General features: G+C 71.3%; 23 protein-coding genes. 4 read left to right on the forward strand and 19 right to left on the reverse strand.

The genetic code is table 11. The features are described 5' to 3' along the window. Positions 1-172 precede the first annotated feature (172 nt). Positions 173-820 carry a Uma2 family endonuclease gene (locus IPG72_09925; protein ID MBK6769301.1) on the reverse strand — a complete coding sequence of 216 codons (648 nt, stop codon included), beginning with the start codon at positions 818-820 and terminating at the stop codon, positions 173-175. Between the two features lie 193 nt (positions 821-1,013). Between IPG72_09925 and IPG72_09930 the strand changes: the two genes are divergently transcribed. Beyond that, the gene (locus tag IPG72_09930) at positions 1,014-1,940 is read left to right on the forward strand and encodes a hypothetical protein (GenBank protein ID MBK6769302.1); all 927 of its coding nucleotides are present in this window, start codon (positions 1,014-1,016) and stop codon (positions 1,938-1,940) included. Here the strand turns inward: IPG72_09930 and IPG72_09935 are convergent. The 7 genes from IPG72_09935 to IPG72_09965 form a co-directional block, all read right to left on the reverse strand. After that, entirely contained in the window at positions 1,937-2,593 is a 657-nt protein-coding gene (locus IPG72_09935) for a Uma2 family endonuclease (GenBank protein ID MBK6769303.1), read from the reverse strand. The two genes, IPG72_09930 and IPG72_09935, sit on opposite strands and share 4 nt — an antisense overlap. Before the next feature lie 205 nt (positions 2,594-2,798). After that, entirely contained in the window at positions 2,799-3,689 is an 891-nt protein-coding gene (locus tag IPG72_09940; protein MBK6769304.1) for a hypothetical protein, read from the reverse strand. Then, positions 3,679-5,436 carry an FAD-dependent oxidoreductase gene (locus IPG72_09945; protein ID MBK6769305.1) on the reverse strand — a complete coding sequence of 586 codons (1,758 nt, stop codon included), beginning with the start codon at positions 5,434-5,436 and terminating at the stop codon, positions 3,679-3,681. Before IPG72_09945 ends, IPG72_09940 begins: the two co-directional genes overlap by 11 nt. 70 nt (positions 5,437-5,506) lie before the next feature. Then, positions 5,507-6,034: a hypothetical protein gene (locus tag IPG72_09950; GenBank protein ID MBK6769306.1), complete on the reverse strand. Its 528-nt coding sequence runs from the start codon at positions 6,032-6,034 to the stop codon at positions 5,507-5,509. Between the two features lie 22 nt (positions 6,035-6,056). After that, complete coding sequence (locus tag IPG72_09955) at positions 6,057-6,992, reverse strand: NAD(+)/NADH kinase (protein ID MBK6769307.1); 936 nt, start codon at positions 6,990-6,992, stop codon at positions 6,057-6,059. Continuing rightward, on the reverse strand, positions 6,944-7,570 hold the full coding sequence (locus IPG72_09960; protein ID MBK6769308.1) for a hypothetical protein: 627 nt from the start codon (positions 7,568-7,570) through the stop codon (positions 6,944-6,946). The genes IPG72_09955 and IPG72_09960 overlap by 49 nt, the downstream gene beginning before the upstream one ends. 82 nt (positions 7,571-7,652) lie before the next feature. Further along, a complete protein-coding gene (locus IPG72_09965) occupies positions 7,653-9,374 on the reverse strand; it encodes a hypothetical protein (protein ID MBK6769309.1) in 1,722 nt (573 codons plus the stop codon). Between the two features lie 118 nt (positions 9,375-9,492). Between IPG72_09965 and IPG72_09970 the strand changes: the two genes are divergently transcribed. Next, a complete protein-coding gene (locus IPG72_09970; GenBank protein MBK6769310.1) occupies positions 9,493-10,020 on the forward strand; it encodes a phosphatase PAP2 family protein in 528 nt (175 codons plus the stop codon). A gap of 1,120 nt (positions 10,021-11,140) precedes the next feature. Here IPG72_09970 and tsaB read toward each other — a convergent pair. Both tsaB and IPG72_09980 read right to left on the reverse strand, forming a co-directional pair. Next, positions 11,141-12,319 carry a tRNA (adenosine(37)-N6)-threonylcarbamoyltransferase complex dimerization subunit type 1 TsaB gene (gene tsaB / locus IPG72_09975; GenBank protein ID MBK6769311.1) on the reverse strand — a complete coding sequence of 393 codons (1,179 nt, stop codon included), beginning with the start codon at positions 12,317-12,319 and terminating at the stop codon, positions 11,141-11,143. 10 nt (positions 12,320-12,329) lie between these two features. Further along, the gene (locus IPG72_09980) at positions 12,330-13,097 is read right to left on the reverse strand and encodes a tRNA (adenosine(37)-N6)-threonylcarbamoyltransferase complex ATPase subunit type 1 TsaE (protein MBK6769312.1); all 768 of its coding nucleotides are present in this window, start codon (positions 13,095-13,097) and stop codon (positions 12,330-12,332) included. 162 nt (positions 13,098-13,259) lie between these two features. Between IPG72_09980 and IPG72_09985 the strand changes: the two genes are divergently transcribed. Beyond that, a complete protein-coding gene (locus IPG72_09985; GenBank protein MBK6769313.1) occupies positions 13,260-14,000 on the forward strand; it encodes a metallophosphoesterase family protein in 741 nt (246 codons plus the stop codon). Positions 14,001-14,081: 81 nt separating this feature from the next. On the opposite strand, the gene IPG72_09990 is transcribed toward IPG72_09985, so the two are convergent. The 9 genes from IPG72_09990 to infA all read right to left on the reverse strand — a co-directional run bounded on the left by IPG72_09990 (position 14,082) and on the right by infA (position 23,207). After that, a complete protein-coding gene (locus IPG72_09990) occupies positions 14,082-14,795 on the reverse strand; it encodes an ABC transporter ATP-binding protein (GenBank protein MBK6769314.1) in 714 nt (237 codons plus the stop codon). Positions 14,796-14,804: 9 nt separating this feature from the next. Next, entirely contained in the window at positions 14,805-15,674 is an 870-nt protein-coding gene (locus IPG72_09995; protein MBK6769315.1) for an ABC transporter ATP-binding protein, read from the reverse strand. After that, entirely contained in the window at positions 15,671-17,587 is a 1,917-nt protein-coding gene (locus tag IPG72_10000; GenBank protein ID MBK6769316.1) for a leucine/isoleucine/valine transporter permease subunit, read from the reverse strand. Before IPG72_10000 ends, IPG72_09995 begins: the two co-directional genes overlap by 4 nt. Further along, a complete protein-coding gene (locus tag IPG72_10005; GenBank protein ID MBK6769317.1) occupies positions 17,584-18,609 on the reverse strand; it encodes a branched-chain amino acid ABC transporter permease in 1,026 nt (341 codons plus the stop codon). The genes IPG72_10000 and IPG72_10005 overlap by 4 nt, the downstream gene beginning before the upstream one ends. Before the next feature lie 158 nt (positions 18,610-18,767). After that, entirely contained in the window at positions 18,768-20,078 is a 1,311-nt protein-coding gene (locus IPG72_10010) for a branched-chain amino acid ABC transporter substrate-binding protein (protein MBK6769318.1), read from the reverse strand. 192 nt (positions 20,079-20,270) lie between these two features. After that, entirely contained in the window at positions 20,271-20,954 is a 684-nt protein-coding gene (gene ccsA, locus IPG72_10015; protein MBK6769319.1) for a cytochrome c biogenesis protein CcsA, read from the reverse strand. Positions 20,955-21,051: 97 nt separating this feature from the next. Beyond that, on the reverse strand, positions 21,052-22,446 hold the full coding sequence (ccmA, locus tag IPG72_10020; GenBank protein MBK6769320.1) for a heme ABC exporter ATP-binding protein CcmA: 1,395 nt from the start codon (positions 22,444-22,446) through the stop codon (positions 21,052-21,054). A gap of 4 nt (positions 22,447-22,450) precedes the next feature. After that, a complete protein-coding gene (locus IPG72_10025) occupies positions 22,451-22,927 on the reverse strand; it encodes a hypothetical protein (GenBank protein ID MBK6769321.1) in 477 nt (158 codons plus the stop codon). A gap of 37 nt (positions 22,928-22,964) precedes the next feature. Further along, positions 22,965-23,207 (reverse strand): translation initiation factor IF-1, encoded by a 243-nt coding sequence (gene infA / locus IPG72_10030; GenBank protein ID MBK6769322.1) that lies wholly within the window; start codon positions 23,205-23,207, stop codon positions 22,965-22,967. 272 nt (positions 23,208-23,479) lie between these two features. Here infA and IPG72_10035 point away from each other — a divergent pair, with 272 nt between their 5' ends. Further along, a complete protein-coding gene (locus tag IPG72_10035; GenBank protein ID MBK6769323.1) occupies positions 23,480-25,849 on the forward strand; it encodes a PASTA domain-containing protein in 2,370 nt (789 codons plus the stop codon). Positions 25,850-25,870: the final 21 nt, after the last annotated feature.

The raw sequence follows: 25,870 nt of genomic DNA on the forward strand, positions 1-25,870 counted from the left end.
TCCGAGTGGAGACGGGATCGGACGAAGCGGGGTCGGGCGGCGGGATGATCGGGCGGCGCTGCGGCGATGGTGAACATCCGTGCGGCACGATCGTAGCGGAGGCGGTGCGGCGGGTAAAGGATTGGGGCGGTGTCGGTTGCCGGTGCCGGCAGCAGATGACGCGCGCAGGCGGTCAGCGAACGGCGAAGAGCACGTCCATGGCGACGGCGAGACCGGGCAGGAGCGGCGAGGTGGCGTTCTCACCAGGGGCGAAGCGGCCGTGTTCCCGATAGGCGTCGGACTCGAGCGCCAACACGGTGAGGGACGGTGACTGGGTGTCGACGATCCAGTACTCCGGGATGCGCGCCTCGGCATACTCCAGGCGCTTCGTCACGAGGTCGTGGTCGGCGTTGCCTGGGCTGATGATCTCGACAACGAGGTCCGCCCCGCGCCAGTAGTCGTCGGCGTTGCGTGCGTCGGCCGCATCCAAGAAGGCAAGCAGATCAGGTTCGCGAAAGCGCGTCTCTGAGACGCGAAGCCGAAGCGGCGAGTAGTAGATCACGCCTCCGCGAGCTTCGAGCCAGGCATCGAGTAGCAGGAGCAAGCGCTTCGAGATTCGCTGGTGGGTCACGGTCGGCATCGGCAGTTCCTCGATCCAGCCGTCCGCCCACTCGATGAGGTGGTTGGTGTCCCGCGTCAGCCACAGATAGTCGTCCGCCGTCCATTCGCCTTGCGCCGGCAGGAGGTCGGCCAGGCGACCCTGTTCGACGCGCAGCTTCCAGGCACGCCGCCGTGCGCGCGGGCGCGGCTTGGTGACCTGGGGCGGGCTGGCGATCGTCATGGCGCGATCTCCTCGGAGCGCGGGGCAGCTGGATGTTGCGCGTGGTTGGCTGTCGCGGATCTGCGCGGCAAGGATACGCGGCGGGGCCGGGGGCGCCAAGGGCATGGGCGACACGTTGGCGACACGGCGGCGACGGCAGCGATCCGTTCCGAGCGCGTTGCGCGTCATGGCGCATCCCCGCCATACTGTCGCCATGCCCCGTGCCCAGCTGCTGACCGTCCTGACAGCGATCGCGTTGACGCGCTCCGGGACGCTACCCGACATCGCCCAAGCCGCGCCGCCGTTGCAGGCCACGCCGACGCTGCCCCCGACCGACTGCCCGCCGTGCGCTCCGCCTCCGCCGCCGTTCGAGGCGATGCAGGCCGCCGACGCGACCTTCTTCGGTCGCGTCGTGGATGCGCAGGTCAACAGCGCGGCGGGCGAGCGGCTCGAGGTGACGTTTCACGTCACCGAGACCTGGACAACCGACACCGTCGGCGAGCGCACCGTGGTCGACGTGCCGCGGGCCGTCTGGGCGTGCGGCCGGCGGCCGGACATCGGACAGAGCTGGATGGTGTACGCACAGCGCGACGCGGACGGCCGGCTGGCGATCGGGCACTGTGATCGAAGCCACATCGCCGATGGTCGGGGGGATGCCGATGCCAACAACGGCCTGGGTACGGGCTGCGATCCGGTTCGCGAGTTCCGATTGGCGTTCCTGCCGCTGGAAGTGCGAGTCGGCGAGGCTTTCGCGGTGCAGCTCAAGACGCGGAGTCTCAGCCTGACGGAGTTCACCGTGCGGTCGGACCCGCCGGAGTCGGCCGTCGTCGATCCGCCCTGTCCGATGCCCTGCCGCGAGTGGCGGTACCAGTTCGGGATGCGGGCGACGGTGGCCGGACGCGTCGCGATCTCGGTCAGCGCTTTCGGGGAAGACATGCAGTGCCACCGCAGTGCCCGCGTGTGGAACTGGACCCATCCGATGGCCTCAGCCGCAATCGTGATCCGGCCGGCCGGCCCGCCGTATCGAGTCTGGCTGCCGTTCGCCATGCGCCGGTCACCGGGGGACGCGAATGTACGCCCAGCAGTTGGCCTCCACCTTGAATGGGTTCGCCGCTGGCGTGTGCGGCCGCTCCCGCGTTAGAAAGCGGTGAACACGCCTTCCACGGGAACCATCAGGTCGGGTAGGAGTGGCGATGTCAACACGGCGCCGGTAGCGTAACGACCGTACTCGCGGTAGCTACCGGCTGCGTCTGCATCCAACACGAACACGGTGACCGTCTCCGACGGTGGGTCGACGATCCAGTACTCAGCAATTCCGGCCTCCGCATACTCGACGCGCTTCGTAACCCGGTCGTGATCGGCGTTGCTCGGGCTGATGACCTCAACGACGAGATCTGCGCCCGTCCAGTACGCTTCGCCGTGGCGCACATCGTGCGGGTCGAGGAGGACGAGGACGTCCGGTTCGCGGAAGCGCTGCTCGGCAAGGCGCACCTTCAGTCCGCTGAAGCGAACCAAGCTCCCACGCGGGGTGAGCATCTCGAAGAATGTGCGGTAGAGATAGCCGATGATGCGTTGATGCGTGTCGGTCGGCATCGGTAGCTCCTCGATCCAACCATCCGCCAACTCGATGAGACGCCGCGTATCCCGTGTCAGCCAGAGATAGTCGTCCGCCGTCCACTCCCCCTGCGCCGGCAGGAGGTCAGCCAAGCGGCTCTGTTCGACGCGCAGCTTCCAGGCACGCCCCCGGGCACGCGGGCGCGGCCTGGTGGCCTGGGGTGGGCTGGCGATCGTCATGGCGCGATCTCCTCGGAGCGCGGGGCAGCTGGATGTGGCGCGTGGTTGGCTATCTCGGACCTGCGGGGCAAGGATACGCGGCGGGGCTGGGGGCGCCAAGGGCATCGGCGACAAGTTGGCGACACGGCGGCGACAAGGAACGTGTCGAGGTCATCGACGACGGCCGCAAGGTGGCCACCGCGAGAACCGCATGTCGGACGGCCGCTCAGTCGGGACCTCGCAACGCCGCCGCCCGACCCGCCCATGGCAAGTGCGCGGTCGACCGCGACGTCGCCGGAGTCACGACGCCCGTCGTCGTCGCGCTCGGGCGCGGCGACACGTGCGCGGTGGGGGTCGCGGTTGGCGCTGCGGACGGCGTCGCGGTCAACCCGACGCCCCCATCGCCCTCGGCGAAGAGCACGAGCTTCGGGGCGAACTCCGTCTCACGGCTGCCCAGCCACACCGATACCTGAATCGTTCCGCCCTCGGCCATGGATCCCGCGCGCACCATCCAACCGTTCGGTCGCTGGCCGTCGAGCCAGGCCTGGGCCGGGGCGGTGAAGTCGAGCTTCAGTAGCCCCGCCGTCGCAACTGCCGTCGCCTCCGGTGCTCCGTGGCGCGGCCTGTCCTTGCCCATGACGGTCGTCTCGTCCCAGACGTCGAGCGTCGGGCTGAACGCGAGCGATGCAGACTTGCGCGACCCTTCGGGGCGGTACGACGTGCTCTCGGTGGAGTGGACGACGAGCCAAAGCTCGGCGCGTTCGATGCGACCGTCCGAAATGGCGGGCGGCGGCCCGAAGCGGAAGAGTCCGTCCATGACCAGGCCGAGGTGCCACATCCCGAGGTTGAGCTGCGGCTCCGCACCATGGGGCCGATCGGACACCTGAACGCCGATGCGGCCGATGTCGTAGTCCACCCAAGTGTCGGCCTCGGCGTCGACGACCGTTGGCATCGCCTGCGCGGCCGGCGACAGCGCCAGCACCCGGTTGTCGCTGACCCCGTCCGTCGGCGACGATGGCGAGCCACCGGTCAGTCGTTCGAACAGCACAAAGCCGGGCGCGTCGCCGGCACCGATGGCGCAGGCCAAGAGCGCGGTGATCGCGACGCTACGGGCCACGGAGCCCCCTCTCTGTGAGCATGGCCCGCCCCACCGCCTCCGCCACCTCGATCCCGTCCACCCCCGCGCTCATGATCCCCCCCGCGTACCCCGCCCCTTCGCCCGCCGGATACAGCCCCCGCACGTTCACGCTCTGGTAATCCAACCCGCGCGGCATCCGCAGCGGCGACGACGTGCGCGTCTCGACGCCGGTGAGCACCGCGTCGGGCATCGCGAAGCCCGCGATCTGCCGGTCGAAGGCCGGCAGCGCCTCGCGGATCGCGGCGACGGCGTAGTCCGGCAGGCTGGCGTTGCCGCGCTCGTCGCGCATGTCGAAGTCCGTCGGCCGTACGCCGGGCGTGTAGGACGGCAGGACGTCGCCGAACGCGGTCGAGGGCCGGCCGGCCAGGAAGTCGCCGACGAGCTGGCCGGGCGCCGCGTAGTCGCCGCCGCCCAAATGGAAGGCGCGCGTCTCGAGGCGGCGCTGGAAGGCGATGCCGTCGAGCGGGCTGACCGGCCCAGGCGCGTTCAGATCGGCCGCGTAGTCCGCGGGCGCGATGCCGACGACGATGCCGGCGTTCGCGTTGCGCTCCTTGCGCGAGTACTGGCTCATGCCGTTCGTGACGACGCAGTTCACTTCGGATGTGGCTGCGACGACGGTGCCGCCGGGGCACATGCAGAAGCTGTACACGTCGCGGCCGTTGCTGGCATGGTGCACCAGGCGATAGTCGGCCGGTCCGAGGAGCGGGTTGCCGGCGTTCGGTCCGAACCGGGCGCGGTCGATGACGGACTGCGGGTGCTCGATCCGGTAGCCCACGGCGAACGGCTTGGCCTCCATGTGCACGCCGCGGGCGTGCAGCACGGAGAACGTGTCCCGCGCGCTGTGGCCGAGCGCGAGGACGACGTGATCGGCGCGGAGCTCGCCGCCGTCCGCCAGCGAGACGCCGCGGATCCGGCCGTCCTCGATCCGGACGTCCGTCACGCGCTGTTCGAAGCGGATCTCGCCGCCCAACCGCTCGATCTCGGCGCGCATGTGCTCGACGACCTTCACGAGCCGGAACGTGCCGATGTGCGGCTTCTGAACGTAGAGGATCTCCTCCGGCGCGCCGGCCTTCACGAACTCGGTGAGGACCTTGCGCGTCAGGTGGCGCGGGTCGCTGATCTGGCTCCAGAGCTTGCCGTCGGAGAATGTGCCAGCGCCGCCCTCGCCGAACTGCACGTTCGACTCCGGATCCAACACGCCCCGCCGCCACAGGCCCCACGTGTCCTGCGTCCGCTCGCGCACCCTCTTGCCGCGCTCCAGAACGATCGGCCGCAGGCCCATCTGCGCGAGGACGAGCGCACAAAAGATGCCGCACGGACCGAAACCGACGATCACCGGGCGCAGCGGTGTGTCGGGCGATGTGTGCGATATCGGCGACATCGGCGACCTGAGCGCCGTCGACGTCGACGGCGTTGTCGACGGCGTTGTCGACGCCGCGTAGAAGTCCGCCGGCGCGTGACCGACGAAGCGGTAGCGCGTGTCCGGCGACGGGCCGATCCGCCGATCGGCGGCGAGCCGCTTCAGCACCGCCGCCTCGCCCTGCACTTCGCAGTCGACGGTGTAGACGTACAGGAGCGACCGCTGCTTGCGCGCATCGACGCTGCGCTTGAAGATCGTCACGACCGTCACGTCGTGGTCGGCCACAGCCAGGCGGGCGACGACCGATGCGCGCAGGGCGTCCTTGGGGTGATCGAGGGGGAGTCGGAGGTCGGTGATCCGCAGCATCAGGACCGGCCGACGGATGGTGGGGCCACGGCGGGCCAACCCGCGAACCGCCGCGATCGCGACGGCCGCCTCACCGCAAGCGCGCCGCCGCCGCGCTCGTCGCCAGCACGGTGTAGACGATCAAGCCGAGCAGCGGCACGCGCGACAGCCCGCCGAACTGCCACGTGACCACGGCCACGATCGCCGTGCCCACGATGACCGCCCCGCCCGCCACCATCATCAGCCCGCGCCCGCGCTTGCGCCCGGCCGAGCGGCCCACGACGTCACCGATCCCTGTGCCCAGGCTGCTGCCGAGGATGAACGCCAGAAACAGCTGAAAGAAGCCGCCGATCAGCGCGAACGCCATCTGCGCCACCACCGCCGCCGCAACGCCGGCCGCCGCGCCGACGACGGCGCCGAGGACGTAGCCCCGCGGCTCCACCTTGTAGAGCGGCGAGCGCGTCTCCTTGATGCACTCCTTGCACCGCAGTCCGACCGGGTGCCGCCGCGCGCAGTCGGTGCACATCGGCCGGTCGCAGCGGGCGCAGCGCAGCACGGTCTCGCGGTCGGGGTGCCAGGTGCAGTGCAGCACGGGCGGCTCGGCGACGTCATCCGTCATTCGCTCCGTCATCGCGCCGCCCTCACGAAGTCTCGCGCGGCCGGATGGACTTGCCGCGGTGGAGCCGTTCGACCAGGCCGGCGTAGAAGTCGCCGGTCGAGCCGAGGCGCATGAAGCGGGCGCGGTGCGGGCTCAGGCCGACGCGGACGTGGTCGCCGTCGGCCAAGTCGTGGGCCGGGCCGCCGTCGATGGACAGGATCGCGTCGTAGTCCGTCCGAACGACGATGTCCACGACGCGCTCGGGCGCGAGGACGAGCGTCTTGATCGGCACGGGGTGCGGCACGACGGGCGTGACGACGATGGCCGCCATCGTCGGGTCGACGACCGGGCCGCCGGCCGACAGGCTGTAGGCCGTCGAGCCGGTGGGCGTGGCCACGATCAGGCCGTCGGCGAAGTAGCGCAGGTAGGGCGCGCCGTCGATGGCCGTGTCCAACCGCACCGGGCGCGAGACACGACCGCGGCCGACGAAGACGTCGTTGACGGCATCCAGCGGGCCGATCGGCTGGCCGCCGATCATGCCCGTGCAGCGCAGGAGCACGCGCTCCTCGATCACGACGTCGCCCGCCAGGAGCCGCGGCAGGGTGGCGATGGCATCCGCCGGCTCGATCTCGGTCAGGAACCCGAGCCGCCCGTAGTTCACGCCGATCAGCGGCACATCGGCCGCCGCCGCCAGCCGCGCGACGCGCAGCATCGTCCCGTCCCCGCCGAGGACGATCAGCCAGTCGCACGCCACGACGCAGCCGTCGAGCGCCTCGATGTCCTGCCACGCATCCGCCACCAGCGGATCGGCGCCCGCTGCCGTCAACGCCTCGGCCAACCGGTCGGCCAGCGCGCGAGACTCGGCGACGCGCGGGTGGTAGAAGACACCGGCCCGCCGCCCCGGGCCCGGCCAGCCGGCCCCCATCGTTGTTACCGCGATGTCCGCCGCACCCGCAGGCGCTCCCGCCATCGCTGCCATCGCTCTTCTCCCAACAGTCCAACGGGGCCGACAAGGCCGACGAGACCGACAAGGCCCAACAGCGTGAGCCAGGCGCCAAGGGTAACGGAGCGGGGGCGGTAGGTCCATTCGATGCGCCAGCGACCGGCGGGGAGCCGGACGCCGAGGATGGATCGGTCGACGCGAATCACCGGCGGATGCGCGGCCCGGTACATTTCGATGCCGTCGCTGTAGTTGTGACCGTCCCAGCCCCATGCCCGGGCTCGCCAACCGCCGTCCGCATCGAAGGCGGTCGCGACGACGACCGTCCCATCCCCTTCGAGATGGGCATCGACAACGATGCGCGTCGGCTCGAGTCCGGCCAGTTGCGCATGGCCGGATGGCGGGACGGGTATCGCCAGCCACTCCTTGGATGGGTACGTGTACTCCTCCACGTGAGGTCGCGCGACGGTTTGCGACGGCGGGTCGCCGACCAAACTTGCGTCCAACACCGCTACCGTGAATGGATCGAAGTCCGGTGCGGGCTTCCATGTCCCGGTGACCACTTCGACGGTCGGGGCCACCCAGGTCAGCCGTCCCGGCAATTGCACCTCGAACACCTTCCCGTCGGTCGTTGTTCCGGTCGGGTGATCGGTGTCGGCCGACGGATGGGCGGGTACAAGACCCGCCCCTACAGGACGATCATCGTCGGCCAACGGTTTCAACAACGCGGCCGCCCCCTCCCGCGGCTCGGTAACGGCGTACCGCACGCCCAATATCTTCCACCACACGATCTCCGGCGCCGTCGTCACGAGGTCCTCGACGGCCTTGAAGTGCAGCGGGCTGTCCCCCGTCACGTCGTACAGCCCGAGCACGCTGGCCGCGTTCGGCCCGGCGGCCAGCCGCCCCTCGCTGCTCACCCGCCCCTCGCGCGCATGCGGCAGCAGCGCCGCCGCGCGCGGGTCGGCCGTCGCGTCCAGCGCCGCCGCGTCGGCGGGGCCGAGCGCGCGGCCGCGGTTCGTGCTGGCGAGGTCGAAGACCGTGATCGCGACGAGGGCGAACGTGGCGACGCGCGCGTCGAAGCGGCGCGGGGCGAGGCAGACGATGGCGGCGGCGACGGCGACGAGGGCGGTGAACGTGAGCGCGTCGGCCCAATCGCCCTGCCCGAAGCGCAGCTGGGCGATCAGGGCACCGGCCGTCGCCATCGCCCACACGGCACGCGAACACGCGCCCGACCTCGCGCCGGCGCGCGACCGCGGCGTCGAGCGACAGCGCGGCGGCCATCGCCAGGCCGACGGCGACGAGGACGGCCGCGCGCTCCTGGTGGCGGAACGTCGCGAACGCGGGGACGACCTTCAACAGCTTCGGGAAGAGCGGGCCGTTGCCGCCGAGGGCGAACAGCCATGCGCCGCCGGCGAACGCCAGCCAGATGCGGCCGGTCCGGGCGCGCAGCGCACCCCACAGCGCGAGCACGAGCGGCACGATGCCGACGTACAGCGGCGACCACTGGCTGACGACGTGCGGGGCGAACAATTGGACGATGTCGCGCGCCGGCAGGCCGGCCAGCACCTCGCCCTCGCTCAGCGTGCGCGAGGCATGGCGGACGAACGCCAGCGTCGGCCCCCACTGGACGGCGGACAGCGCGACGGCGACGGCCAGCCAGATCGCGGCGACCTGCGCGATGTCGCGCAGTCGGGGCGTCCGCCCTTCCGCGCCCACCGCCGTCGACCTGCGCACCACGCCCATCGTGACCGCCACCAGCCACAGACAGCCTGCGGCCACCACAAATCCGGCCGTCTGGGCATGCCCCGCCAACACGGCCATCGCCGTCGCGGCCGCCGCAAGCGCCGCCCACCGCCGCCGCACGGCGCCCGACTTCGCGGACGTCGCTGCGACGAGCGCCGCCAGCGTCGCGGGCAGCCAGACCGCCGTATCGAGCACGGCCAGTTGGACGATCGGATAGCCCGTCAGGTAGCCGCCGGCGCCGAACGTGGCGACCGCGAGGGCCGCGGCGCTGCGCGAGGCACCGAGGCGGCGGGCGAGGGCGCCGGTGAAGAACGCACCGAGCGCCAGGTGCGCCACGGCCTCGACCGTGACCGTCCACAGGGGCAGCGTGCGGCCGCCGATGGCGAACGGGATCTGCAACAGCCGCCACGGATAGAGCACCGCCAGCTGCGGGTCGGCCAAGGCCGGCGTGCCGGCATATTGGTGCGGGTTCCACAGCGGCAACTTGCCGCCGGCCCAGGTGGCGGCGACGAACGCGCGCCACGGGAAGACCTGCCGCAGGAAGTCCTCGCCCGCGCCACCGATGGTTAGACGATCGGCCAGCTTGGGCGTGAGCGCCGGCCAGAGCAGCACGACGGCCAGGGCGAGGCAGGCGGCGAGGGGGGCGATCGGGCGCAGGCGGGCGAGGCGCGGGGACATGGGGCGTAGGGTACCATTTTGGGGCGCGGGCGGTGCAGGTGGAATGGACAGCGTCGAATGAAGCAACGGCGACGTCAGCCGCTGACCCGTCCGTCCCGAACCCAAAGGCAGCGCCCCCATGAACCCCATCCTTGCCCTCGACCACCGCATCGCCCACACGCTCCGGAACCACCCGCTGCCCGCGGCCTTCGAGCCCGTCGTCCGCCTCGTCAGCCACTTCGGCCTGTTCCCGGCGCACGTCGCGCTGTGGTGCGCCGCGGCATGGGCCGTCGACTTCGCGCCGCCCGTCGTGTGGGCGCTGGTGGGCGCGGTGGTGGTGCGGGCGATCGCGTTCGTCCTCAAGGCTTTGACGCGCCGGCAGCGGCCGTACGAGATCGTCGGCGGCGTGTCGAGGGTCGGCGGGCGGCCGCCGGACTCGTCGTTTCCGAGCAGCCACACGGCGCAGGTCGTCTACACCGCCGTCGCGCTCACCCGCATCGCCGCACCGGCCGGCGTGCCGTTCGTGCCGCCGTGGTGGGTGCTCGCGGCGGTCGTCGCGGCGGTGGCGTACGCCCGGATGCGGCTCGGGGTGCACTTCGCGACGGACGTCGCTGCGGGCGGGGCGATCGGGGCGGCGGCCGCGCTGATCGTGCGGTACATGGCCTGACGATGGGGCGCGAACGGGATGCGTCAGGCGGCGGTCAGCCGCGCGTCAGGCACGCCGCGTATCCGCAACGGGTCGTCCTGCGTCTTATCACGCACATTGGGTTGATTCTGACCGACGCATTGGAGGACCGTGATGGCAACTGGACTCGTGATCTTGACCGTGATGGTGCTGTTGGCGTGCTGTGATGGACTTGGCCTCTCGCAGCAGTAGGCCGCTCGCTCCGAATCGGCCGCACCGGCGGCCGTCCCATCGCCGTGAGGCGATAACCAACGAATTCGGATCGAGTTTGAGCTTCCGCTGTCGACCGCGCCCATTGCGGTCGGACGCCGGACCCGAGAATGGACGCCGCCGAGCGTGTTGCCCGGCGGCGTCTCTCTTTGTACCGACGCCATCGAGGACCGGCCGTCGTCCGCGTTGGATCGTCCTCACGACGGCCACTGCGAACGCTTGGCGGGCACTCATTTCCGGCCGTATCCGGCTGCGGTGCGGCGCGTTCTAACGGGCGAAGGGTTACCCGTGGCGGCATTGCCGCGGGAAGGGGGGTTCGGACGATGGAAAGCATGCTTGTGATCGTGACGATGGTCCTGCTGTTGGCGTGGTGCGAGATGCTCGGCCGCAGCGGGGACGCCTCGTAGCGTGCGCCCTTGCTTGACCGCGCATTCGCGCGGCGGCGCGGATCGGGCGACGCCGGGACGGGTGTTGAAAATTCGTTGAACCGCTCGCGTATCCAATGCGGTTAGATGACGTCATAGTGGTCACGAACACGGCGTCGATGCCCGGACCGATGGGTCGATTGGTTCGGTATCTCGGGCACCGAACGACCACCGCACACCATTTGGAGGTTTGATCATGAGCACCGGAATCATCATCCTGACCGTCATGTTGCTGTTGGCTTGGTGCGAGACGCTCGGCTTTTCGGGCAACTGACGCCCGCCGGCCGAACCCCTTCGACATCGCTCGAGCGACCACCCGTCCAGGTCAGCCTACCACCGCGACAGGCGGTCGCAACAGCTCTCTCTCCTCTGCGGCGCGACGCCGGATGGACCCCATCCGGCGTCGCCGCATTTAATCATCTCGCCGCTTCGCCCGGTCCGCTGCAGTCGGCCGCTCGCCGGCCCCATCAGGGCGAGACGCCCCGCGTCATGATCAGCGCGTCCTCGCCCGTGTCCGAGTAATAGCGCGTGCGCCGGCCGACGACCTCGAAGCCGAACCGCCGGTAGAGGGCCTGCGCGGCCGCATTCCCGTCGCGCACCTCGAGCGTGAGCGCGGCCAACCCGTCCGCCGCCGCGATTTCGACGAGCCGTGCCAGCAGGCGGCCGCCGATCCCGCGGCTCTGGAGCCGAGGCTCGACGCCGATCGTCATCACATGGCCCTCGTCGACCTGCCGCCACAGCCCGGCGAATCCGACGATCGGGCCGTCCCCCAGCACCGCCACCACCGTCGTGGCGATCGGGTTCGCCAGCTCGCGGCTGAAGTGCTGCGCGTCGAGGACGCGCAGGAACGCGCGGTCGTGCAGCTCCGTGACGGCGGCGACGTCGTCGGGGGTCATGAGGCGCACGACGACGGCAGCGGACGGCAGCGGCGGCGGGGCCGGTTCGCCGCCGCTGTAGATCGGCGAGAGCGTCGCCACATCGGGCGGCGGGCCGAGGTGCAGCTGCTGCCGGCCGAGGTGCGCCAGCCAGCCCGGCCGCCGCAACCCCGCCGCCGCCGGCAGCACGCGCGCGCCCGTTCCCTCGAGCGCGGCGCGCGCCTCCGCCGTCAGCTCGCCGGCCACCCAATCGCCGGGCGCCACGCGATGGACGAGGTCGTCGATCGTCCAGACCGCCAACGTCCGGGCGTCCGGCCAGCCGCTCCCGCCGGTGGCCGCCCCATCCCCATAGCGCGCGGCGATCACGCGGCTGCGGCCGGCTTCCAGCACCGCCCAGAGCGGCGCCGTGCGGGCGCCGTCGGGCGGCGAAAGCGGCGCCGCCACGATGTCCAGCGTCGGGATGCCGATGACGGCCACCGGCCGCCCGCCCGGGCGGGCGTGGGCGGCGCCGAGCGACAGCCCCTTGGCCAGGCTCAGCCCGATCCGCAGACCGGTGTACGAGCCCGGCCCGATCGCCACCGCGATGCCCTCCAGATCCGCCACGCCGAGGCCGGCCTCCACCAGCGCGTCGGCGACGGCCGGCGCCAGCTGGCGCGTGTGGTGGCGGCGGCTGGACCACGTGCGCTCGCTGACGACGCGCTCCGCATGGCACACCGCGATGCCGGCCATGTCCGTCGCGGTGTCGATCGCCAGCCACGGCCCCGAGCTCATCGGTGCCACGTCACGAGCCGGCACCGTGCGGGTCATCGGCGGCGAAGCACGCCAGGATCGATCGCCCGGCGCCGGTCAAGGCGATGAGGACGATGCGGCGTTCCGTCGCCGGTTCGAGCCCGCCGGGATCGCTGCCGTCCTGCGCATCGCCAACCGCGTTGCGATCCACGTCGCGATCCGCGGCGCGATCCGCATCGCCAATCGCATCGCCAATCGCATCGCCAACCGCTTCGCCACTCGTGTCGGATCGCCCAGACTGCCCAACGACGTCGGCCAGCGTCACCGTGACGTCCGCCTCGCCCAGTGCTCCGTCGGCTTGCTCCGGCCACTCGACGACGACGATATCGCCATCGGCACGGCACTCGTCGAGGCCAAGCTCGAGCGCCTCAGCCGCCGAGCGGATGCGGTACAGGTCGGCATGCAACAGCTGACCGGCCGCAGGATCGATCGAACCGGAGTCCGCGCGAAGAGGGGTTCCGCCGGCCGGAGGATGCCCGGGTCCGATCCGATTCGCCCCCAGCGCGTAGCCGTGGAGGATCGTGTACGTCGGGCTCGAAACGCGTCCCGTGATCCCGAGGCCGCCGGCGATGCCCTGTGCGAACGTCGTCTTGCCGGCGCCGAGACCGCCGGACAGCGTGACGAGCGCGCCGGGCGACAGGCAGCGGCCGAGCGCGGCACCGAAGGCACGGGTGGCGCCGGCGTCGCGGGCGGTGCGCTCGAGACGGACGGCGGCGGCCGGTCCGGGCGGAACGGGGAGGCCGGGCGACACGGGGAGCATGCGGCGGATTATAGGGGTCGCCATCGAAACCGGCGCGACGGCTCAGCGCGCCGCAGCAACGATCCGTCGCGGCGGCGATTGGAGCGGCGCCACGGGCCGCATGTCGGATCCGGAGCCGGGGCCGCCCTGTGCTACCATCGCCCAAACGTGCGGAGGCCCCTGTTGGACGTCGTCGTCCTGTCCGATATCCATGCGAACATCGAGGCCCTCGATGCGGTGCTGGCGCATGCCGGTCCGTTCGACGAGGTCTGGTTCCTCGGCGACGCCGTCGGCTACGGCCCCGATCCCGAGGCGTGCGTCCAACGGCTCATCGATGTGGCGCCCACCATCTGGCTGGCCGGCAACCACGACCACGCTGCGCTCGGCAAACTCGACGTCTCGGACTTCAACCCCGAGGCGCGCGAGGCCGCCGAGTGGACGACCGCGCAGCTGAGCGACGCCGTGCGCGCTCGCCTGAACGTGTGCCTGCCCCGCCTCGACGATGCCGTGCGCGACATCACGTTCGTCCACGCCAGCCCGCGCAGCCCGATCCGCGAGTACATCCTGAACGCGGCACTGGCCGAGGCGGCGTTCGACAGCTTCAGCGGGCCGCTCTGCCTCTTCGGTCACACCCATGTGCCGGCCGCCTACGACGAGGCGATCGACGGCGCGGTGCGCCATCCGCTGAGCGCCGAGACGCCGCTGTCCCTCGTCGGCGGCCGCTGGCTGCTCAACCCCGGCAGCGTCGGCCAGCCGCGCGATGGCGACGCGCGCGCCAGCTACGTGCGCCTCACGAACACCGGCGCCGAAGGCTGGTCGGCCACGCTGCAACGCGTGGCATACGACATCGAGGCGACACAGGCCAAGATCCTGGCGGCCGGGCTGCCGCCGCGGCTGGCAGCGCGGCTGGAATTCGGCTGGTAGGGGCACCCCTTGTGGGTGCCCCTACGATGCGATGGCGTTCGATCATCGCGACGGACGGCGCGGCCGTGCGGCGGATCGGGCTCAGACGCCCAAGTAGGCCTCGATGACCGCCGGGTCGCGCTTCAGATCGCCGGCCGGGCCGCTCAGGCGGATCGTGCCGGTCTCGAGGACGTAGCCGCGATCGGCGACGTCCAGGGCGGCGAGGGCGTTCTGTTCGACCAGGAGGATCGTCGTGCCCTCCTCGTCGTTCAGGCGGCGGATGATCGTGAAGATCTCCTCGACGAGGATCGGCGCCAGGCCCATCGACGGCTCGTCGAGCAGCAGGACGCGCGGGCGGGCCATCAGGCCGCGGCCGATCGCCAGCATCTGCTGCTCGCCGCCGGAGAGCGTGCCGCCGGCCTGTCGGCGGCGCTCCTTCAGGCGTGGAAAGCTCTCGAACACGCGCTCGAGGTCGGCGGCGATGCCCGCCGTGTCCGAGCGGATGAAGGCGCCGATCGCCAAATTCTCATCGACGGTCAGCCGAGCGAAGATGCCGCGGCCCTCCGGCACGTGCACGACGCCCTCGGCGACGATCGCGTGCGGCTTGAGCGCGGCGATGTCGCGCCCGCCGAGCCGCACGCTGCCCGCGCTGGGCCGGATGAGGCCCGAGATCGTCCGGAGCGTGGTGCTCTTGCCGGCGCCGTTCGCGCCGATGAGCGTGACGATCTCACCCTCGTCGACCGTCAGCGACACGCCCTTGAGCGCGTGGATGTTGCCGTAATGGCTGTGGACGTCGTGCACCTCGAGCAGCGCCATGCCGTGTCCCTACGCTTCGTCGGTCGCGTGCGGCCGGTCGCCCGGGGCCGCTTGGCCGCCCGCCCCGCCATCACCGGCCCCGCCCGCCTTGACCACTCCGACCGCCTCGACCGCCCCACGGCCGAGGTAGGCCTCGATGACGAGCGGGTCGCGCTGGATCGCCGCCGGCTCGCCCTCGGCGATCTTGCGGCCGAAGTCCATCACGGTGATGCCGTCCGAGATCGTCATGACCACCTTCATGTCGTGCTCGATCAGGAGGATCGTGATGCCGAGCGCATCGCGCAGGCGGCGGATAAAGGCGATCATCGTGTCCTTCTCGGCCGGGTTCATGCCGGCCATCGGCTCGTCGAGGAGCAGGAGCTTCGGCTTGGTGGCCAGCGCGCGGGCGATCTCGAGCCGGCGCTGATCGCCGTAGGCCAGGTGCTTGGCCAGCACGTCGCCGTCGCCGGACAGGCCGACGAAGTCGAGCAGGCGGCAGGCCTCGTCCAGCGCGGCCGCCTCCTCGCGCCGCGCGGCGCGCGTGCGGAAGATGACGCCCCACAGCGACGCGTGCAAGTGGCTGTGCTGGCCGACGAGGATGTTCTCGATGGCTGTCAGGTTCGGGAAGAGCCGGATGTTCTGGTAGGTCCGGGCGATGCCGAGCCGCGTGATCTGGTCCGTCCGCCGCCCGTCCAGCCGGTGCTGCCCGTCGAACACGATCCGCCCTTCCTCGGGCAGGTAGAAGCCGGTCAGGCAGTTGAAGAACGTCGTCTTGCCGGCTCCGTTCGGGCCGATGACGCTGTAGATCGCGCCCTCGGGGATGGCGAGCGACATGTCGTCGACCGCGGTCAGCCCGCCGAAGCGCTTCGTGACGTTCCGGGCGTCGAGGACGGCGCTCATGCGCGGGCCTCTGCGCCGGCCACCGCGGTGACCGTGCCCGGTCCCGCTGGCGACGGGATCGCAGCGTCGCCGGCCGGCGCGTCGTCGTCCGGACGGAGTTCGCGCAGCGTGGCCGTGCTTGGGATCATGCCTTCGGGGCGATAGAGCATCATGGCCACCAGGACGATGCCGTAGGCCCACAGTCGGTACTCGGCGAACTCGCGCAGCAGCTCGGGCAACCCGACGAGCGCGAGCGCCCCGACGATCACGCCCGGAATCGAGCCCATCCCGCCGACGATGATCAGCGCCAGGATGTTGATGCTGATCAGCAGGTTGAAGCTGTGCGGGAAGATCGACACGAGCTTCGGCGCGAAGATCGCGCCCGACAGACCGCTGAACGCGGCCCCGATCGCGAACGCCATGAGCTTCGTGCGCACCAGATCGACGCCCATCGCCTGTGCCACGTCCTCGTCCTCGCGCAGCGCCATCCAGGCCCGGCCGTGGCGGGAGTCCTTGAGGCGCAGCGCGACGAACGCAGCAACGACGCAGCCGGCCAGGAGGATGTAGAACAGCTTCTGCGGCTTGTCCGGGCCATCGATCGCGGCGCGGTAGATGCACAGCGGCACGTCGATCCCGCGCGCGGCGCACCCTTCGCCGACCGCGAGCCACGGCACTTTGATCGGCGGGATCCGCTTCAGGCCGAGCGAGCCGCCGAGGAACGGCTTCAGCCACTCCGAGAGCGCCAGCACCCGGATGATCTCGCCGAAGCCGAGCGTGACGATCGCCAGGTAGTCGCCGCGCAGGCTGAGGACGGGCACGCCGAGGAGGGTGCCGGCGATGACGGCGACGACGATGCACACCGGCAGCGCCAGCCAGAAACCGACCGGGCCGACGGGCGGGCCGCCGCCCGCGGGGACGGCCGCCAGGAAGCTCTCCGGCGACGTCAACACGCCCATCGTGTAGGCCCCGAGGGCGAAGAAGGCGACGTAGCCGAGGTCGAGCATGCCGGCGAAGCCGACGACGATGTTCAGGCCAAGGCCCATCAGCACGAACAGGCCAACCTGGTTGAGGACCTCGCTGTGGTACGAGCCGGCGAAGCGCGGCAGGGCGATGAGGGCCACACCAGCGAGCGCGATGCCGGCGCGTCGCAGCCAGCGCCTGTCGTGCGCCGGCCGGGTCGCCAGCCGCCGGTCGACGACCGGGCGGTAGCGCGCGCCCAGCCAACGCAGCGCCGCGACACATCCGAAGAGCGTCGCCGCGCCGGCAACGGTCAGCGACTTGCCGCGCAGGAACCACGCCGTCGAGGCGCGCGGCACACCGTTGTGGTCGAGCAGGATCGTCACGTGGTCGCTGAGCACGCCGACGAGCGCGACGGCGATGGCGCCGGCGGCGAGCGCGCGGCGGACGTCGGGGCGCACGAAGGTGACGGCGACGGCGGCGAGCGCGGCGAGCGGCAGGTGCCAGGCGAAGCTGCCGAGGACCTCGAACAGATCGGGCGTGGCGTGGATGAAGACTTCCCGCAGCTGGAAGCCGTCGCCGCCCGCGCCCAGCGCCGGGCCAAGCCGGACGAACGCGGCCGTGACGGCGCTGGCCACCGCGCCGCAGCCGACGGCACCGATCGCGTCGAGCGGCCGCGGTCGGGCCGGCAGCAGGCCGCGGACCGCGACGAAGGCCACGATCAGCGCGAGAAGCTCGGGCAGGCTCAGGAGCGTGACGGCGACCGCCTTGCCGTCTTCCGTGCGCAGCACATTGATGATCGAGCGCGTGCTGAACGCCTCGAGCAGGCCGACGAGCCCGAGGAACACGATCACGGCGCCAACGATCAGGCCGCGGCGGCCGTAGGGCGTCAGAATCGCCATCGGCCGCGCATCCGTCGGTGTCGTCGGCGACACGGGCGGCACGGGCGGCACGGGCGGCACGGAGTCGGCGCTCACGCCCGCTTCTCCGCGACGCGCTCGCCCAGGATGCCCGTCGGGCGGAAGACGAGGACGAGCACGAGCAGCGAGAACGCGATCGCGTCCTTCAGCTGGTGCGGCGCCGGGATGCCGAGGCCCTCGAGGAAGAGCGCCGGCCCGAGCGACTCGACGACGCCGAGGAAGAGGCCGCCGAGCATCGCCCCCGGCACGTTGCCGATGCCGCCGAGCACCGCGGCGGTGAACGCCTTGAGGCCCGGCTGGAAGCCCATGTTGAACACGACCTGGCCGTAGATCAGCGCGTGGAGCACGCCCGCCACGCCGGCCAGCGCGCCGCCGAGCATGAACGTCTGGACGATGACGCCGTCGACGTTGATCCCCATCAGCGCGGCCGTGTCCTTGTCCTCGGAGACGGCGCGCATCGCCCGGCCGGCGCGCGTGCGCTGGACGAACAGGTAGAGCAACGTCATCAGGCCGACGGCCGCGACGAAGACGAGGACATGGACCTTCAGGATGGGTACGCTGCCGAGCTTGAAGCTGCCCTTGAGCAGATCGATCGTGGGATAGGTTCGCAGCCCCGACCCGAAGAGCCCGCTGAACGTGTACTGCAGGAACAGCGATGCCCCGATGGCGGTGATCAGCGGCACGAGCCGTGGCGCGCGCCGCAGCGGCCGGTAGGCGATCCGCTCGAGGAGCACCGCGATCGTCGTCGAGCCCGCCACGGCGACGAGCGTGATGATCACGAGTCCGAAGAGCGCGCCCCCCACCGAGTCGAGCCGCCCGGACCGGTTCAGCGCGTCGGCGGCGAAGAAGCCGATGTACGCGCCGCTCATGAAGACCTCGCCGTGGGCGAAGTTGATCATCCGCAGGATGCCGTACACGAGGGTGTAGCCGAGGGCGATCAGGGCGTACAGGCTGCCCTGGGACAGGCCGAAGATCACGAACGCGATCCAGTTCTCGGCGCCGTACTTGCCGGAGCTGAGGATCTGGAACGGGCCGTAGATCAACACGCCGACGACCGCGATTGCGGTCAGCCAGCGCATCGCCGTGGCGAGCTGCTCGCCGGTCGTGCTGCGGCGCATCGTCGGCCTCGCGTTGGGAAGTCGGTCTCGCGCTGCTCGGGCAGGGATGTCAGACGGGCGGCACGGGCGCGCCGAGAAGCGCGTCCGTGCCGCCCGCAACGATCAAGGAACGGTGCCGACTATTCGGTCGGCCAGACCTTCTCCATCTCGGTCAGGCCCTTGCCCGCCTCGATGTCGGTCAGGTTGATCTTGTAGACGGCGAGCACCGGATCGGCGCAGTCGCCGTTCGCATCGCACGTCAGGTTGCCGGTCAGGCCCTGGAAGCCGGACGTCGCCGCGATCGCGTCGCGGAACAGCTGGCGATCGATGTGCAGCGTACCGTCCTCGTCCTGGACGGCGACCTTCTGGATCGCGGCGTAGATGATGTTCGTCGCATCGTACGCGTGCGCGTGGAAGGCGCTGACCGGGCTCTCGTTGTATGCCGCCATGTGCGCCGGGAGGAACTTGTCCTTGTAGGCGCTGCCGAAGACCGAGAAGTCGGGGCTGGAGAGGTACATCCCGTCGACGGCGTCGCCGGCGGCCTCGATGAAGTCCGGCGAGAACATCCCGTCGGCGCCCATGCCGGGCACGGTCTCGAGGCCGGCGATCTCGCCCTTCTGCGTCGTGATGTAGCCGCCGCCGGCCGAGAAGACCGGGTAGTACAGGAACTCGGGGCTGGACTGGGCGATCGTCGTCAGGACGGCCCGCATGTCCGTGTCCTTGTCGCTGACCGCCTCGTGCGCGACGACCTCGCCGCCGAGCGCCTTGTAGGACTCCTCGAACGCCTCGACGAGACCGGCCGAGTACGGGCTGCCGTCGTTGATCGTGGCGACCTTCGTCAAACCGAGGCCGGTGAACACGAAGTCGGCGCCGACCTTGCCCTGCACCTTGTCGTTATGGGCGGTGCGGAAGAAGCCGGCCTCGCGGCTGTCCGGAGCGGTGAGGATCGGCGCGGTGGCCGACGGCGAGAGCATCGTCAGGCCGGCCTCCGAGATGATCGGCGCACCCGGCACGGACTCGGACGAGCACGACGAGCCGATGACGGCGACGATCGTCTTGTCCGCCGCCAGCTTCGTGGCCGCGGCCTGCCCGCCCTCGGCGTTGCAGCCCGAGTCCTCGCCCGTCAGCTCGACGGTGTGGCCGAGGAGCTCCGGCGTGTCGGCGATCGCGAGCTCGATGCCGCGCTTGGCGTCCTGACCGAGCGTCTGGTTGTCGCCGGCGACGACGAGCATGTAGGCGATCTTGATCGGATCGCCCGGGGCGATGTCGAGCACGCCGAGCGGGCCGGCCACCGGCGCCACCGGTTCGGCGGGCGCGGCGGTCTCGGCGCCGACGGCAGCGGCTTCGGTCGGCTGTGCAGCCGAGTCGGACGGTGGGGCTTCCTCGGGCGCACACGCCACGGCGAGGAAGAGCGGCAGCAACAGCGCTGCCGCAGAGAGTCGAACCTTCATGTCGCGTCTCCTCCTTACAGAGAACGGAATGCGGCGCGATTCTATCGACCCGCTCCAGCGAAGTCCAGCCCCCCGTCCGCCGCAACGTACGCGCCGCCGACGGCCGCGACGCCTGCCCTAGTACTCTGTCACTGGACACGCTTCGGATATCCGACAGAGGTAGTTATCCGCCGATCCTGCAGTGACAGAGTACTACCGCTCGTCCAGCGCGTCGCGTGCCGCCTCCAAGCGAACGCGGGCCAGCATGCCCCAGGCGACGATCAGCGCGTAGGCGACGAGGGACAGCAGGACGGCACGCACGATCCCCGGATCGGCGGCGGCTCCGCCGGGACGGTTGAGGATGGGTGGCGGATGCTCCGTGCGGAAGAGGAGCGTGGCGAAGTGGTTCAGAACGCCGGCCGGGATCGCGGCCACCGCAAGGACGGCGGACAGCGTCGCGCGGCGGTCACCGTCCGTGACGTGCCGGAGCAGGAGGTACCCGACGTAGACGAACCACAGGAGCAGCGTCAACGTGAGCCGCGGGTCGCTCCACTGCCACCACCAGTTCGAGGCGACCTTGGCCCAGATGCTGCCCGTGATCAGCGTGATGCTGGACAGAACGACGCTCCACTCGGCCGCCGCCACGGCGATGTGGTCGAACCGGCGGTTGCGACGCCAGAGGTAGAGAACCGCCGCCGTCGCCGTGATCCCGTACGCGATGTACGCCATGAACGCGGCGCCGACGTGGACGTACAGGATGCGGATCGTCTCGCGCAGCGTCGCTTCGTCGGGTGAGCGCGTGAACACCCAGAGCGTCGCGATCACCGTCGCCGCCAACGCCGCCACCGCCAGCACCCGTTCGGCGCGGTCGAGCCGCCTGTCGTTTCGTTCGCTCATCGCGCCTGTCATCCCCATTCGTACCCGCTGCCAATACCCGGCTAGTACCCGCTGCGACACCCCGATCGCCGGGAAACGAGGGCAACGACTGCCGCGCTCACGTGCTGTCGACGACGACCGGGAACAGCCAGAAGCCCACGACACAGAATATCACGTCGTACGCCGCCATCAGTGCCAAGGCGGGTCCAAGCTCGGTCAGCGGCGCACCGGCCAGCGCCCCGCCCGTGGCGCGCACGGCAGCGAGGACGAGCGGGAGGAGCAGCGGGAACAGGAGGATCGGCAGCAGCACCTCGCGGCCCCGCGCCGTGGCGCTGATGCCCGCCACGAGGACACCGGCGGCGGCCCAGCCGGGCACGCCGGCGGCCGCAACCGCGGCAAGCCCGAGGACGTCGCCAGCGCGGAGCGCGAACAGGGCGACCCACAGCGGCGCGAGCACCCATGCAATGGCGAGCGTGAACGCCGTCGCCGCCGCCCACTTTCCGAGGAAGAGCGCACCCCCGTCGAGCCCCGTCAGCCGGAGCGCCGATAGCGCGTCACCATCCACCTCGGCGGCGATCATCCGCCCCAGTCCGAGCGTCCCGCCGAACAGGAGCGCCACCCAGTACGCGCCCGGCGCGATGCGCGGCAGATCGGGCGTCACATCGCTGAACGCGTACGCCAGCACCGTCCCGCACAGCGCGGCGAACACGCCGAGCGCCGGCAGGAGCTCGCGCCCGCGCAGCTCCGTGCGCACGTCTTTCTGAGCGATCAGCCAAGCGCCTCGCAGCACGCCAAGCCCGCGGCGCCGTGCAGCCGGTCGAGGCGACGGCGCGACTTCGGTCCGCTCCGCCGTCGGTCCAAGCGAAGGCGCGGCGCCGCCCGGTCCCTCCGCCGAACGCAGCCGCCCGTCCACCAGCGTCGCCACCCGATTCGCCTGCCCACGCGCCCGCCCGTCGTCGTGGGCCGCGAACAGCACCGTGGCGCCGTTGGCGCAGGCCGTGGCGATCGCCCGATCGAGGCGCTCGCCGCCGGCGGCGTCGAGCGCGGTAAACGGCTCATCGAGCAGGATGATGTCCGGCGCGGTCATGAACGCGCGGGCGAGGGCTAGTCGCTGCTGCTGGCCACGCGAGAGCGTGCGCGTGCGCATCGCCGGGCGGTGCGCGAGGCCGAACGCGTCGAGCGCCTCGGCCGCGGCACCACCGGGATCGGCAAGGCCGTTCAGCCGAGCGAACAGGTCGAGGTTCTCGATCGTGGACAGCTCGGCGTACAACCCCGGCGCCTGGCCGACGAAGGCCACGCGCATCGGCCGGCCGTTCGCATGGGCGACGGTGCCGCGCTGCGGGCGCAGCAGCCCGGCCAGGATGCGCAGGAGCGTCGTCTTGCCGGAGCCGTTGGCGCCGTGGAGCACGACGCACTCGCCGGGCACGAGCGCCAGGTCGATACCCTCCAGGACGCGGACTCGGCCAAAGCGGTGGGCGATGTCGCGTGCGGTGCACGCGGGTTCGATCGGCACCGCGCTAACGCGCCGCCGCGAGCTGCACCGCCACGCGCACGGTCTCGGCGACGGTCCCGCTGACCGGATCGACCGCCGAAACCTCGACGGTCCCGGGTTCAGGCGCATCGAGGGTGTACGGGACGTCGACGACGAACCCGCCATCGGCCTGAAGCGTGAGCCGGGCATTGCCCCGCTGCTGGGGCGTGGCCCCCGCGACGACGATCTGGGCAACGTAGAGCAGACCATCCTCGTGCCGCACGACGCCGCGCACGCGCACGGGCGATGTCAGGCTGGCTCCGGCGACGGGCGCGCTGATCCGGAGGAGTGGCGTCGGGTCCGTCGCCAGCGCGGCGGCCGCTCCCGGCGCTGCCGGGGCGTCGTCGGCACGGTCGGCGGGGCGTGTCGCGGCCGCTGGAAGAGGGGTGTTTGGCGCAGCGGGCAGCACGCTGCCGTGGCGCGGGCGGGTGCAGCCGGCCGACGCGATCGCAACCGCCAGCAAGGCCGCGCTTCGCGCCAAGCGTCGCCGCCCGCGCGAGCTAGTTCGCGCGGCCGTTGACACCGGCACGGTGGCGATACGTGATCCGGCCGCGGGTGGCATCGTACGGCGACAGCTCGACCCGCACGCGGTCGCCGAGCAGCACCTTGATGTAGTACTTCTTCATGCGGCCCGACAGATACGCCAAGACCGTATGGTCGTTGTCGAGTGCAACCTTGAACATCGTGTTGGGGAGGGCTTCCGTGATGACGCCCTCCACTTCAATTTTTTCGTCCGTGGACAATGCGCTTCCTCCGATTTCACCACCCGCGCGCCGAGCCGATGCTCGGCACGCCGCGGGCGGCATCGCAAGCAACGATCATAGCACATCCCGGCACGGATCGACCGACCGCTGACAGAGGCGGACGCGTACGCGCGGCGTGGCATCCGCGCGGCCGACATCCTTGACCCGCCGCGCGCGCGTCGGCTAGACTTTGAGGCCGTGCCTCGGCCTGCGGATCGTCCGCCGCGCCGCGACGGCCGCCGGAACCGCCGGCGGCGCCCGAAGGATCGCCCGTGGCCGCGCAACACGATGCCACCCTCGGCTACGCGACCGACGCCGGCCGCGGGTCAAAGGTCAATCAGGACAAGCTGGGCTTCTACCTTCCGGACGACGCGCGCTTGGCCGATCTGGCCGGCCAGATCTACGTCGTCGTGGACGGCATGGGCTCGCGCGACCGCGGCGCCGCTCTGGCCGACCTGACGATCCGGGTCGTCGTGCGGGCGTACTACGCCGCCGTCATCGAGCACGGCCGGGCGGATGCGTTGGCCGTGGCGATCGGCGCCGCCGATCGCGCGCTGCGCAACGAGTTGGCCGAACGGCCGGATGACGCGGATGCCGGCTGCGCGCTCGCGGCGGCGGTGCTGCGCGGCGACGAACTCCTCGTCGGCCATGTCGGTGATCCCCGGGCGTACCTGATCCGCGACGGCCGCCCGTACCGCCTGACGGACGACGTCGCCGACGGTGCGCACCTCGGGCGCGGCGCCGAGGTCAGGCCCGTCATCACCGACGCGATCCCGCTCGGACCGGGTGACCGCATCCTGGTCTGCTCGGACGGCCTGCACCAACTCGTCGCCGAACCGCAGATCGCGGAGTTGGTCGGGAGCGGCGCACCGCAGGAGGCGGCCGAGAAGCTCGTGGCCGCGGCGAACGCACGCGGCGGCTGGGACAACATCACGGCGCTCGTCGTCGATCCGTTCGCGACGGCATCCCGGCCGGTTCCGGTGGCGCCGCCGCCTTCCGCCGCGCGCGCACCTCAGCTCGAGGCGACGGAGATCGAGTGGGGCAAGGTCGGCATCACCAGCGCGCTCATCCTGGCCGCGGCGGCGCTGCTCATCTTCCGGCCCTGGCAGCGCCTTGACATGAATGCCGTCGCCGGCGTCTTTGCCCATCCGACACCGACGCCGGAGCCCCCAACCGCTCCCCCAACCGAAACGCCGATCCCGACGGCCGTGCCAACCGAGACGCCGCGTCCGACGGACGCCGTCGTCACCGTCCCCGAGCTCGTGAACGAGGTCGGCACGAACGCGCTTCAGGCATTGAACGGGACCGGGTTGACGGGCGAGTTCATCAAGCAGTACTCGTCGACCGTCGCACCCGGCTACGTGATCAGCCAGGAGCCGGCGGCCGGCGCAAGCGTCGCACCCGGCAGCACGGTCCAGGTGGCGATCAGCCTCGGCCCGGCGCCGGCCCCGACGAAGCCCGTGCTCCGCGCCTGGCCCACCTGGACGTACGCACCGCCGACCGCGCCCGTCGAGGTCACCGTCGCCCCGACGGAGGCGCCGACGAGCCCGCCGGGCGGTGGGGATCCGGGCGGTGGCGGCGGCGGCGGCGGAAGCAAGCCCAAGCCGACGGATCCGCCCGCGCCGCCGCCTGCGCCGACGTCGCCCCCGCCGGAGCCGACGGACAAGCCGAAGCCGCCGACCGAGAAGCCGCCGCCCGCACCATACGGCGCGGCGACGCCGGATCAACCCGCAGCCATTCGACCCGCGGTCCGCTTCGGACCGAATCGCGGCCCGGTGGTCGCGGCCATCGACCTTGCGGCCGCGGCCGATGTCGCCCGTGCCGGGCTGGCACTTTCGCTCTCCGGTTTCGGCCGTTCGCCCGGCCGTCCGGCGCTGCAAGTGACGACGACGGCCACCGCGACGTCATCCGTGACCGCAACGGCGACGATCACGCCCACCGATACCCCGACGCCGACCGATACCCCGACGCGCACGCCGACGTCTACGAACACCCCGACGCCCACGAACACGCCGACGCCCACGAACACCCCGACGCCCACGAACACGCCAACCCAGCCGGCCTACCTGCCGCTCCTCCTCCAGCAGCACTGGCAGCTCTGCACGCAGCCGTGGTTCATGGACGACCAGACCGAGCCGAACGATCGCCGCACGGGCGCCGAGATCCTCGTCGGCCGCAACGACCGTGTCCTCTGCCCTCGTACGGCATACGCCGGCCGGCTGCGCCGCGCCGACGGCGTCGAGGACGTGCAGGACAACTTCGTGTTGACGATGCGCCGCACGAGCGGCCTGAAGGTCTATCTGAGCGTCCCGCCGAAGTCTGCCGGCGACCTCGATCTCTACGTCTACCCGCTGTCCGACGTGAACACGAGCCGCCCGGGCTGGTCGAGCGACCTGGCCCCCGGCATCGACGAGGTCGTTACGCTGCCCGCGCGCGAACTCGTCAATGAGCGGATCCTGTGGGTCACGGTCTGGGGCCTCGGCAAAGAGGTCGTCCCGCCGTACGAGCTGTGCTACGAGTACGACGGCGACAATCGCTGCCGGGCGGCGCTGGCTGCGGCGGCGGCGCGGACGGCGGCCGTGGAGGCGCAGGTGTGGTACGGGGTGGCGGCGACGCGAAAAGTCAGCGCGATCCCGAGGTAAGGGCACGGCGCTGCCGTGCCC

This window comes from Candidatus Avedoeria danica (genome assembly GCA_016703025.1).
In the GTDB taxonomy this organism is placed as follows: domain Bacteria; phylum Chloroflexota; class Anaerolineae; order Epilineales; family Epilineaceae; genus Avedoeria; species Avedoeria danica.